Annotated in this window: 13 protein-coding genes; 2 read left to right on the plus strand and 11 right to left on the minus strand. The window is 43.4% G+C overall.

The features are described from left to right. Position 1: 1 nt before the first annotated feature. From NFR88_RS00505 to radC, 5 genes are read right to left on the minus strand one after another with little or no spacing between them, the layout of a single operon-like run. Positions 2-2,731 (minus strand): penicillin-binding transpeptidase domain-containing protein, encoded by a 2,730-nt coding sequence (locus tag NFR88_RS00505; RefSeq protein ID WP_251612638.1) that lies wholly within the window; start codon positions 2,729-2,731, stop codon positions 2-4. After that, complete coding sequence (mreD, locus tag NFR88_RS00510) at positions 2,728-3,228, minus strand: rod shape-determining protein MreD (RefSeq protein ID WP_251612641.1); 501 nt, start codon at positions 3,226-3,228, stop codon at positions 2,728-2,730. Before mreD ends, NFR88_RS00505 begins: the two co-directional genes overlap by 4 nt. After that, on the minus strand, positions 3,225-4,043 hold the full coding sequence (gene mreC, locus NFR88_RS00515) for a rod shape-determining protein MreC (protein ID WP_160201286.1): 819 nt from the start codon (positions 4,041-4,043) through the stop codon (positions 3,225-3,227). Before mreC ends, mreD begins: the two co-directional genes overlap by 4 nt. Before the next feature lie 12 nt (positions 4,044-4,055). Then, positions 4,056-5,099 (minus strand): rod shape-determining protein, encoded by a 1,044-nt coding sequence (mreB, locus tag NFR88_RS00520; protein ID WP_160201287.1) that lies wholly within the window; start codon positions 5,097-5,099, stop codon positions 4,056-4,058. 28 nt (positions 5,100-5,127) lie between these two features. Continuing rightward, a complete protein-coding gene (radC, locus tag NFR88_RS00525; protein ID WP_160201288.1) occupies positions 5,128-5,808 on the minus strand; it encodes a RadC family protein in 681 nt (226 codons plus the stop codon). A 181-nt stretch (positions 5,809-5,989) separates the two neighbouring features. Between radC and NFR88_RS00530 the strand changes: the two genes are divergently transcribed. Next, positions 5,990-6,154 (plus strand): DUF1540 domain-containing protein, encoded by a 165-nt coding sequence (locus tag NFR88_RS00530; RefSeq protein WP_160201289.1) that lies wholly within the window; start codon positions 5,990-5,992, stop codon positions 6,152-6,154. A gap of 99 nt (positions 6,155-6,253) precedes the next feature. Then, complete coding sequence (sigK, locus tag NFR88_RS00535; RefSeq protein ID WP_160201290.1) at positions 6,254-6,880, plus strand: RNA polymerase sporulation sigma factor SigK; 627 nt, start codon at positions 6,254-6,256, stop codon at positions 6,878-6,880. Here the strand turns inward: sigK and NFR88_RS00540 are convergent. The 6 genes from NFR88_RS00540 to NFR88_RS00565 form a co-directional block, all read right to left on the minus strand. Continuing rightward, positions 6,874-8,460 (minus strand): peptidoglycan D,D-transpeptidase FtsI family protein, encoded by a 1,587-nt coding sequence (locus NFR88_RS00540; protein WP_160201291.1) that lies wholly within the window; start codon positions 8,458-8,460, stop codon positions 6,874-6,876. The genes sigK and NFR88_RS00540 overlap by 7 nt on opposite strands. Before the next feature lie 74 nt (positions 8,461-8,534). Next, positions 8,535-9,758: a DUF1015 domain-containing protein gene (locus NFR88_RS00545; RefSeq protein ID WP_251612644.1), complete on the minus strand. Its 1,224-nt coding sequence runs from the start codon at positions 9,756-9,758 to the stop codon at positions 8,535-8,537. After that, entirely contained in the window at positions 9,758-10,411 is a 654-nt protein-coding gene (cmk, locus tag NFR88_RS00550) for a (d)CMP kinase (RefSeq protein ID WP_160201293.1), read from the minus strand. Before cmk ends, NFR88_RS00545 begins: the two co-directional genes overlap by 1 nt. Before the next feature lie 16 nt (positions 10,412-10,427). Continuing rightward, positions 10,428-10,883, minus strand: coding sequence for a transcriptional regulator NrdR (gene nrdR, locus NFR88_RS00555; protein WP_160201294.1), 456 nt, complete (start codon positions 10,881-10,883; stop codon positions 10,428-10,430). 178 nt (positions 10,884-11,061) lie between these two features. Further along, entirely contained in the window at positions 11,062-11,304 is a 243-nt protein-coding gene (locus tag NFR88_RS00560; RefSeq protein ID WP_160201295.1) for a PRC-barrel domain-containing protein, read from the minus strand. A gap of 137 nt (positions 11,305-11,441) precedes the next feature. Continuing rightward, positions 11,442-11,879, minus strand: coding sequence for a hypothetical protein (locus NFR88_RS00565; RefSeq protein ID WP_251612647.1), 438 nt, complete (start codon positions 11,877-11,879; stop codon positions 11,442-11,444). Positions 11,880-12,149 lie beyond the last annotated feature (270 nt).

The following is a 12,149-nucleotide window of genomic DNA, read 5'->3' on the forward strand; positions in this document are numbered from 1 at the left end:
ACTACTGTACTCTATTTTTTCCGTCCATATCGGTTTTATTTACTTTTACTTTATTATCAGCCTCATCCAGCCCCAGATAAGCCTCTAAGATATCCTTGGCTACCGGCGCTGCATTGGAAGAATAACCGCCGTCGATAATCATGACAGCCACCGCAATTTTCGGATTATCAGCAGGCGCCATAGCGATTGTCCAAGCCACATAATCATGAGTCTGCTTATAGGAATTAATCATCGACTGAGTAATCTTGTAACCGCTTGCTTCAATCAGCGCATCATCTACCGTGTCCTCTTCTGATGGATAGCGTTCAGAATCCTTTTGCATCATCTCTTCCATGGTCTTTTTAACCTTAGACCAGGAAATGTCAGTGCCTGCCGCAGAGTTAAACTGTCCCAAATGATTTTTTACATAATTAACTTCACTTTTCGGCTGAATCAGCGTCTGGTTCTCAGCTGTACCGGTTTTTCCAGCAACTGCTACAGGAAAATTCCCAAAGAAGCCGGAAAGCGTACCACTGGTGCATACACGACGCATACCCTTGATTACTTCGTCTACTGTGCCGTCTTTCAGTTTCAAATCTACCGCTTTATCTTTAACATTAAGCCCTTCGCCTTCTACGCCATAAACCAGACTCGCCTGATTTCTGACACCATCGTTTCCAAGCGTTGCTACATAGTTTGCCATTGCAAGAGGCGTATAGGCATTATATCCCTGCCCGATTGAGAAGTTGAACTGGTCGCCTACACCCCACTGCGCCTGAATATAGTAGTCAAACTTGACACGGGAGGCTACCGTTTCAATTTGACTCTCTTTTACATCAGTATGCGCTTTCAAAAGCTCAATCAAATCTCCATACTCCGGATTGTCCTCTGTCCAGTCCGCAATAGTGCTCAGGTTCTCCACCAGCTTGTCGTAGTCGTTCACCACCGACTTCGGGAAGAAAGTATTTCTGTTATTGTACAGATAATCTCTGATTCCCACTTTCGTGTTGTCTATTTTCATCTGAGACGTCGGCGTTTCTGCTACAACCTCGTCAATTTCAATACCGGTCTTGACACCTAGACCGAATTTCTTTGCAGTATCCATCAAATCTTCCACGGTCATGGTATAGCCTAAAGAAGCACCTGAATCCCAGTCCTTACCGGTAGCAATATTATAAAAATAGGTGTTGCAGGAGTTTCCAATACCCCATTCCAAATTCTGGCTGCCATGTCTGCCTCCGTAATCATTCCATGCGGAGCAACCCCATTCTCTATCACCATATTCAATCATACCGTCATCGTAAATGCTTCGGTTAGGATCCAGTCCTGCTTCCAGAGCTGCCACCGCCGTAATAGGTTTAAAGGTAGATCCGGGCTGAATCGCTGCCTTCGTTGCATTGTTATATAGCGGGGCAGGAGAAAACGGATCTCTCGGATTTTCCTGCTGCACTGAATCCCAGGCTCTATCAGAAATGCCATTAGCAAAAATATTCGGATTGTAGGTCGGATAACTTGCCATAGCAAGAACATCACCTGTCTCTGCATCGATTGCAACTGCCGCACCGCTCTTTCCCGCAGCCGCCTTGGCAAGAGATTTTTCTGCAGCCTTTTGCAGGCGCAAATCGATAGTCAAATATACATCAGAACCTTTTTTCGGCTCGCTGGTGCTGATAGTCTCCACGTATTCACCCGCACTGTTTACACGAATCTGGGTCGTGCCAGGTGTGCCGTGAAGCTTTTCTTCCAGCGCCGCTTCTATACCGTCTTTTCCAACAAGATCACTGGAACTGTACCCACGCTCATCTACATAGTACGCTGTCTCACTTTCGGAAATCGCACCTAAATAACCAAGAATATGACACGCCGTATTTTTGTTAGGATAAACGCGCTCGCTTTCTGATGCAACTTCCACGCCGGGAATGCCAGATTCTTCAATATGTGCAATGGTTTTAGTACTGATATCCGACGCAACTTTAATCGGCAAATATCGAGTAAAACCATTGGTCGCAACTTCGTTTCGAATAATAAAAATCTTCCGTGCCTCCTTATCTGAAAGCTCCGGATCAATATCGTACTTCTTGCGAAGCGCTGCAAAGCATTCCTCTGCAGTCATCTTGCCGTTAAATTCATCTTCATAGGAACTGAATTTTCCAAAGAAAAGTTCCAAGGACTGGTCATAGGTATAGACCATCTTATCCTCGTTGATTGGAATATTCAGGTTGTATTTTTCTTCCAGCATCGCCATAGAAGCAAATCTCGCCTCCTGGCTGTCATCCAGATTGTATCTGCTGCAAAGTCTGCTGAACGCCTCTGCCGCAGTCAGATTTGTATCAAAGCCCTGCTTTGACAGCCATTTTTTAATCTGCTGTTTATAAGTGTAATAAAATTTTCCGCTGCTGTTGATTTTAATCGGAAAGTTGTCCGTATACTTATCGCCGTTTTTAATCAGCGTGTTTATCAGTTCCAATGCAGAACTGTTAATTTCTTCTGTAGACAAAGCGCTGACATTAAAATTCACGGTAAATACCTGCTTATTGATAGCGAGCGCTTCGCCGTTTCTGTCGTAAATATTCCCCCGTGGCGCAGAAGTACTGATGGTCTTCGTATTCTGGTCTGAAGCCTTGGAAGTCCACTGTTCATGCTGCAAAATTGTTACCATGAACAAGCGAAAAGACAAAATCACCATCAGAACAATGAGTACCACTACAATCTGCTGATACCTTGCATGCGCCTGTTTTAACCCTTTATTCATTTAAAATACCTATCTCTTCTGTGTTTTTTTACCCTTTTAATGAGAGGCAAATACAGTACTGCTGCAACCAGACAGTTAAATAAAAGCTGCCAAGGCACGGTTTTCATCGCATAGCCGTAGCTGTACGGACTTCCCAGTACAAAATAAATGCCCCAGTACACTGATGTATACAGCCAAGTAGAAAACAGCATTGTAATCAGTGCATTAAAAAAATTTTCTATATTTACAAACTCTCGCAGCACTAAAACTGCAATGCCCGTCACGACCAGTGCGGTAACGCCCGGTCCTATATAAATGCCGAATACTATGTCGTGGAGCAGCCCGAAAACAAATCCGCAGAGAATGCCCGGAAGAGTCTCATCGTACAAAAACGTCAGCACTACCGTCAGACATAGAAGCAGATTCACATTGTTCCCAAAGGCAGGAATCAAATCCTGCAGAAAAGGTTTCAGGAAAAATGCCGCTATATATAGAAGGAATCCCTGCCGATACTTCATAGAATCACCGCAACTTTCTGCAAAGATTTAAAGTCAACAGAGGACTTGATGTCCACCTTCTGCAGCTGTTCATCGCTATCGTATCTTACCTTGGTAATTCTGCCAATTTCAATGCCGGCAGGAAACAGTCCCATACCGCTTGTTACCAGACGGTCGCCTTCTTCCACCTTGGCATTGCTGTCCAGCATAAAACCGCTGAGTGTTCCGTCAGAAGAACCCTCCACCACACCAATCAGCTTCAGATTGCCTGAAACTTTAAAGGTAATGCGGCTGGATTCATCGATCATGGATATTACCTTCGCCCAGCCTTTACCCGCTGAATGCACCTTGCCTACAAGTCCTTCACCGCAGATAACAATACTATCCGGCGAAACCCCGCTTTCAGTTCCCACATTGATGGTAAAAATATTCATCCAGTTGGCACCATCCATGGATACTACATCTGCCGACACGATATCTCCGCTTCCGCTGATGCCCTTGAAATTCAAAACTTTAGACAAAGTCTTCAACTCTTTGAGCTCATTGGCAGAAAGGGTCAGCCCCGTTACCTGCTCTTTTAGCTTTTGATTTTCTTCCTTCAGCGCTTCATTTTCCTTCTGAAGCTGCTGATAGGAGAAAATTCCGGAAACGTTGTCGGAAATCCCCCCTGCTACAGCCGTAACAGGCCGCTCAATGGCTGTATAAATACGATTGAATACTCCCGTTACGATATTGCCACTTCCTCCGGCAGCCACAGAGCCTGCCAGAAACAGCAGACTAAGCAGAATCACTGCCAAAAGAAAACTGATTAACTTGTGATTTTTAATCCACTTCATACCCTATCTATCCTATCTTCTATTAATGCTAGTCGCATAGATTTTCAGTTTTTCGATATTGTTCAGACTCATGCCTGTACCCATCGCCACTGCTTCAAAGGCATTTTCGGCTATATTCGCCTTCACGCCAGTTCTCTTTTCAATCATTTGATCCAAATTGTGAATCATACCGCCGCCTCCGGAAAGAAGCATGCCGTTCGCCGCAATATCTGCCGCAATTTCAGGCGGAGCCTTCTCAATAGTAGCTTTTACACCATCGACAATAATATCCACAGATTCCTGCAGCGCCATCATAATATCTCTGTTGCTTACCTCCAGAATCTTTGGAAGACCGGAGATGATATCTCTGCCGCTGGCATTAACAGTGGTAATAATCTCATCACCGTTTTCATCAAGATCAAGACATGCTGCTCCCACCTGAATCTTCAGGTACTCAGCCGTCTTTTCACCAATCAGCAGTGCATGTCTTTTTCTCATGTACTGAATGATTGCGTCGTTAAACTTATCTCCCGCATGGCGAATAGAGGAACTTGCTACTATGCCGCCTAGCGCAATAATGGCGATATCCGTCGTACCGCCGCCAATATCAGCAATCATACAAGCAGTAGAACTGTCCACATCAAGACCTGCTCCAATTGCAGCTGCCATCGGTTCTTCTAAAATATATACTTCGGAAGCGCCCATATTTCTGACAGTCTCTTCTACCGCTCTCTTCTCTACCTCAGTGACACCGCTCGGCACACCGACTACCACACGGAAATTCTTTACCTTATTGGTTGCCGCAGCCTTTTCAATGAAAGCTTTTAGCATATCTGCAGTTCTGTCAAAATCAGAAATAACGCCGTCTTCAAGGGGTCTGATAACACTGATGTTAGCTGGCGCCTTGCCAATCATGTCCTTTGCCTGTGAGCCTACCGCAAGGGTAACGCCCCTTCTGTTATCCATCGCAATGACGGATGGTTCGTTAAGCACAATTCCCTTGTCCTTGATGTAAATCAAGGTGTTGGCAGTTCCTAAGTCGATTCCCATATCTTTTGCCGAAAATAAGTTAAACATTCTGTTACCTCCAAAAATTCTATCACGTTTACTCCATCAATCCCATTGCTCCCATACTTGCATACCTGCCATCACCAATAATGACATGATCAAGAACCCGAATTCCAAGAAGCTTTCCTGCTTCTGTCAGTCGCTTCGTAGTTTCAATATCTTCGCCGCTGGGTGTCGGATCCCCGCTGGGATGATTGTGGATAAAGATTACAGCAGCAGCGCTCTTTCTAATTGCCAGCTGGAAAACTTCTCTCGGGTGGATGATGGTGCTTGACAATTCACCCACAGACACGGAATCAACAGCAATGATTTCGCTTTTTGTGTTGACCAGTACAGATTTGAAATGTTCCTTTTTCCGATATCTAAGTTCTTCCATAAAAAGCTTAGCAACATCCTCAGAACCTGTAATAGTACTGCGCTCTTTTGGCATACTTGCCGCAATACGCTTACCAAGTTCTATGGCTCCCAAGATACTGCACGCTTTGGAAGGTCCGATACCATCAATCTGCAGAAGATCTTCCAGCGTACATCCACCTAAATCACAGATGCCGCCGGGAAATGCTGAAAGCACATCTTCTCCCAGACCAATTGCTGACTTGTTTTTGGTGCCTGTATGAAGAATCAGCGCAATCAGCTCCGCACTGGACAGCTTGTCTATGCCGATACTGCAGGCTTTTTCTACAGGTCTTTCATTCTCGGGCAATAATTTTATTTGCATATCATATCCTCTCTATGCTGATAAAATCTGCCGTAACAATTTCCATTCCATTTTAAATTAATCGCAAAATATCATTATGAATTATATCATTATTTGTCAGTCCTTACAAGCAAAAGCCCTTATATTTTTGTGAAAGGCGGGCAAAATATTTACTGAGATAACGTGATGAGGAGGTTTTATTATGAGTCATTGTTGTAATCAGAAAATCAACTGCACTGTAACGCAGTGCAAGCACATCGCAGGTGATGGCACCCACTGCTCTCTGGAAGCAATCACCGTCGGCACTCACGAGGCAAATCCGACCCAGTGCCAGTGCACAGACTGCATGTCCTTCCAGGTAAAATAAGCGCGGCGTCTAAATTTAGAACCATGCCTATTTCAAGGTAGTCATGCACTTTGCCCTCTCTTTTCGCATATAGTTTTATTCGAAGAGGGGGTTACATATATGAGCAGTTCCTTTCCACTGCCACTTTCAGAAAATGAAGAGAAAATGTACGTTGAAATGATGGAAGCTGGCGACCCCTTGGCGAAAGACGTTTTAATCGAAAGAAATCTTCGTCTGGTCGCCCATATTGCCAGAAAATATACAGGCGCCAATACCCCTTTAGAAGATTTAATTTCCATTGGATCTATTGGGCTGATAAAAGCAATCAATACCTACACCAGCAAAAAGGCCGCAAGACTTGCCACCTATGCGGCAAGATGTATCGAAAATGAAATTCTGATGAACATCCGGGCATCAAAGAAAAACAAACAGGAAGTCTCCATCAGTCTTCCCATCGGCACGGATAAAGACGGAAACGAAATCAGTCTCAATGACATCTTAGGCACAGATCCCGATGAAATTGTTGACAATCTAAATCTGAAATTTCAAATCAAGGAACTTTACGAAATCATAGAAAAAGTGCTGACACCCAGAGAAAAGGAAATCATCTGTCTTCGCTACGGACTTTCGGGAAGAGAGGCAAAAACTCAGAGGGAAATCGCATCTTCTATGAATATCAGCCGTTCCTATGTTTCCAGAATCGAAAAGCGTGCGCTGGAAAAGCTGCGAGACGGATTTCATCAGTAGAGAAAATTTACAATCTCTTCAAAGACAGGAAGTGCTGAACGGCTTCCTGTCTTTCCATTTTCAGCAATTATAGTCACTGTATATTCAGGGTTCTCCGCAGGAAAATATCCTGTAAACCAGCCATGCACTGTATAACTTTCATCTGACCCCGCCTCGGCAGAACCGGTTTTTCCTGCAGATTTCCTATGCAGACTTGCACTGGAAGCCGTTCCCTTTTCACAGACCGCCTCCATCATGTGGGCAATCTCCTTGGCAGTCACTTCAGTCATTACTCTAGTTCCCTCCGGTGACTGTCCTTCCATACTCATAACAAGAGTTGCCTGATAATCCACTCCGCCAGAGGCGATAATATTGGTCATTTTTGCGATTTGCACCGGTGTAACCAAGAGACTTCCCTGACCAATGGCAAAATTTGATAGCCCTCTATCCCTTCTCTCGCTTTCCTCCGGAAAAGTTCCAGACTCTTCATCAGGAAAGCCGGAAATGACAGTCTTTCCAAGACCCATCCGCTGTGCCATCTCAACAATGGTCTCGGATCCAGTCTTTTCTGCTAAATGGGCAAAAAAGCCGTTGCAGGACAGCGCAAAAGCTTCTTCAAAATCCACTTCCCCATGTCCGCTCGGATGATCATCGCAAATCAGTGTTACACCGTTAACTTCTGTCTTTCCAGTACAATTATATGTTTCCGTCAAATCAGCTGCACCGCTTTCAAGAGCAGCGGCAGCCACTACAATTTTAAACACTGAACCTGGCGGATATACTCCCTGCACCGCTTTGTTGACAAGCTCTCCCTGTCCGGAGTTAAGGTAATTCTCCACCTGATTGGGATTAAACCCCGGCGTACTGGCCATTGCCAAAATCTGTCCTGATCCCGGTTTCATCACCACTACCGCACCAGAAATTTCTTTTTCTTTCAAAATTTCTTCAATTTTCTTTTGCAGACTGCTGTCAACAGTTGTTACCACTGCTGCCGGATCAATCACAGTGCAGTCCTGGCTCTGACTTACTCCAATTCCAGGAACCGGTGCCCCTATGCCATTGCCTACCATCAGAAGCTTTGCAGAAGAAGCAGAGAGACGATATTGGAACATTTTTTCAAGACCAGCTGCACCGGTTCTATCCTCCCCACTGAGATAGCCGATTAAGTGAGCAGCAGTCTGCGTATCTTCGTACCTGCTTCCAAGGCAGAATCCATAAGCGCCATAGCGGGTAAGCAGCGTTTCATTCACCTCTTCATCGTACACGGCAGTCTTATATACCGTATAACCCTCCCCTTTGGAGCCTGCCACTTCTGCCTGCACCTTCCTCATCAAAAGAGTAAATCCCGCGTCGCACCTTTCTTCCGCCACGAGATAATAATAACTGCATCCGCTGTCTGTAAGGGGAAGCATATTCCTGTCATAAATGGTGCCGCGATTATTGACAGACTGCACCTTTATAATCTGCTGCCCCAAAGCGCCTGCCGCCAGTTCCTGCCCGCACAAAATCTGAATATAATACAGCCTGCCAATCAGCGCTAGAAATAAAGCCAATCCTACAATCCCAATGATTCTAATCCGCTTTCCATACCGCTTCACCATGTCGCTTCCTCCCATAAAAAAGACTTTGCAGATAGTTTTTCCGCAAAGTCTCTCGTTATACATTTTCAAGTGTTTTAAATGCGATGCATGAACAGACCGCTCCCAAGCTTCGGCTCAAACCAAGTGGATTTCGGAGGCATAATTTGACCACAATCAGCAATATGCATCAGCTCTGCCATAGTCACCGGATATACAGCAAATGCCAGCTTCATATCACTGTCCGCACGGCGTTTCAGTTCCTCAAGTCCTCTGATTCCTCCGATAAAGTCAATTCGCTTGTCTGTACGCGGATCAGAAATTCCAAGGATTGGTCCAAGGAGATGATTCTGCAAAATAGAAACATCCAGCGCACCAATTACATCGTCCGGCACCAGCTCATCTTTCGCCCGCAGTTCATACCACGTGCCACTCAAATACATAGAAAACTCGTGAATATGCTGCGGTCTATAGCTCTCCGCACCCTTTTCTATAATCACAAAACCTGCTTCTTCAATTTTCTGAAGAAGTTCTTTCTCTGTATAACCGTTTAAGTCTTTTACGACTCTATTATAGTCAAAGATTTTCAGCTGACTGTCCGGAAAAATCACCGCCATGAAGTAATTGAATTCCTCTTCACCAGTATAATTAGGACAATCCTGCCGCCGCTTCATTCCAACCTTGTAAGCAGATGCACTTCTATGGTGTCCGTCAGCGATGTAAAGGGCAGGTACCTCTTCAAAGGCTTCGCAAAGTTTTGCTATCACAACTTCTTCCTCAACAACCCAAAGTGCATGTCCAATACCTTCTGCCGTTGTCAAATCGTACACCGGTTCATGGCTTTTCGTATAACCATCGATTACAGCATCAATGTCGCTGCTGTCCCTATAAGTCAAAAATATCGGTTCCGTATTGGCGCTGCAGACATCAAAGTGATTAATTCTGTCCTGCTCTTTCTCAACTCTGGTCAGTTCATGCTTCTTGATATCGTTATTTGCATAGGCGTCAATACTGCAGCATCCTACGATTCCGGTCTGAAATCTGCCATCCATCTGTTGTCTGTAGATATAAAGGGCAGGCTTTTCTTCCTCTAGCAGCACTCCGCTCTTTAGAAATGCCTGGATATTATCTCTGCCTTTTTCGTAAACACTTCTGCTATAGGGATCAATTTCCCCGGGCAAATCAATTTCGGCTCTGCTGATATGAAGAAAACTGTCCGGATTTCCCTTTGCCATTTCTGCCGCTTCTTCTCTGTTCATTACATCATAAGGAAGTGCAATGACGCGTTCTGCTTTTTCTTTTGCAGGTCTGACAATCGCCATTATTTGTTCATCTCCTTGCTGATAAAATCTATTACTTCTTCAATTTTCATCTCTGTGGTGTCCAGTTCCAATGCGTCATCCGCTTTTCTAAGAGGATTTATTTCTCTGGTAGAATCATTATGGTCTCTCTGCTTGATATCTGCAAGAACTTTCTCATAAGTCACCTCTTCGCCCTTTGCAATCAGCTCCTTAAATCGTCTGTTTGCACGCTCTTCTGCTGTCGCCGTAATATAAAACTTATACTCCGCATCTGGAAATACCACTGTACCGATATCTCTGCCATCCATAATAACGCTTTTTTTCTCACCCATCTTCTGCTGCTGTTCTGTAAGCTTAGCTCTGACAATGCCAAGGGCAGAGCAATCAGAAGCCTGCTTGGAAATTTCCTCTGTTCTAATTCTGTCGTTGATATTTTCCCCATCCAAATAGATGTTTCCACTGGAGAAGTCAATTTCGGTTTCTTTTAACATTTCGGTAATCGCAGGAATATCATCCATAGCGATACCCTTTTGCAGCATTTTATATCCCACAGCTCTGTACATTGCGCCTGTGTCAATATAGTCTATGCAAAGTTTCTTTGCAATGGCTTTGGCGATAGTGCTCTTTCCTGCACCGCTAGGTCCATCCACCGCAATTCTAATGATTTCTTTCATGTATTTCTCCTGTTTTTTACTTGTTTCCAATGAGTTTCTCAATTTCTTTGATGAATGTATTCACATCGGTGAACTGACGGTATACTGACGCAAATCTGACATAAGCAACCTCGTCCAGTTTTTTCAGCTGCTCCATAATCAGTTCTCCGATAAAAGTGCTTTCGACTTCCTTCTCCATCAAATTGTTCAGCCCCCGCTCAATTTCGTTGACGATTCGTTCAATATCCGCCATAGAAACCGGGCGTTTCTCGCATGCCTTAACAATGCCGTTCATCACTTTATTGCGATCAAAAGACTCCCTGCGTCCGTCCTTTTTAATGATCATGATGATAGATTCTTCTACTTTTTCGTAAGTTGTAAAGCGCTTGCCGCACTTTTCGCAGCCTCTTCTCCGTCTAATTGCATGTCCTTCCTCTGTCGGTCTGGAATCGATTACCTTCGTATCCGGATTCTCACAGTATGGGCATTTCATCTGGCATTCCTCCTTGATCTTTCTCTGGAAACAGTTTACTTTTCCATTTTACTACATATTGTAGTTTTTGCAAAGAAAATTCTTCAGAAGACTGCACCTATATTTAGTAATTTTCCATTTTAGAAAACATCCGCCGGTGACTATCACCCTGCACAGCTTTCCCTTAGTTTTGTCCAACTCAATACCCCTCTAAATCTACCAGCACTACATCGTCTCCAATCGTTCTAATCCTGTCCCATTTTATGACAAAATCATCCTCCCTGTTTCCAAAAAATCGAAATAACCCCCGCTCTGCCGGTATAATCACACCATCAATCGTTCCCTTCTCCAGATTTACTTCTATATCATAGATAAAGCCAAGGCTCCTGCCGTCCCGCATATTGATGACTTCCTTATTCTTCAGTTTGTCCGTACTTAACATATTTTTCCCCCTTTGATCTGACCATAGTCGTATAATTCACTATATGCAAAAGTTTTCCGAATATGCAAAACGATCCCCTTCAGGGACCGCTTTGTTTTGCCTTTTAACCTTTTAATTTCAGTCAATATTATATATGGTTAATCATTGCCAATTATTCCAAGCATATAGCATTGGCAAAAATTAAATTGAATCATTGCTGCAATGGATAAATACAATTTGAAGGACTCTTTCATAAACGCCATGAAAACAATTGTAATAGCGCAGCATATCACATTTGCAATAATCATTTTCACTTTCTTTTTCATTACAATTTCTTTTATGCTTTTAAAAACAATGAAGTAAACTGCAATAATCACAAAGACATTAATTCTACTAATTCCTTCGATTAAGTTTCTCAGCCCCGTGATATTCCTCTGATTCTCATACTGCTGTAGCAGTTCACCCCATTCATTTATCGAAAAACCTTTCGACAAAAAAGACGGTCCACTAACAATGTCATGGTGAAAAATCAATACATATATCAGCACAGCTGCCACAAACATAGTCCAGATGTAATACACTTTTTTGTAACTCACAAGACTTTACCTCTTTCGATTCTATTTTCCCTTAATCATTAAACGGATTATGTTTCGGAAACGCTTCTGCTTTAAAACCCGATTTATAAGCATATGGTCCTGCTGTAGGATTGTTAACTTTTCTGACTTTTCTATATGATAGCATATTTGCTCAAATTCGTCAATTTATGATTTGTTTTATAATATATAATATTAAAATCATTTTATTTATAAATTTTTAGCAAAATACATTTTACATATAGAAAAAAGAACCACCTCATGAACGGCTAT

The organism is Senimuribacter intestinalis (assembly GCF_943192965.1).
Taxonomy (GTDB): Bacteria; Bacillota; Clostridia; order Peptostreptococcales; family Anaerovoracaceae; genus Senimuribacter; species Senimuribacter intestinalis.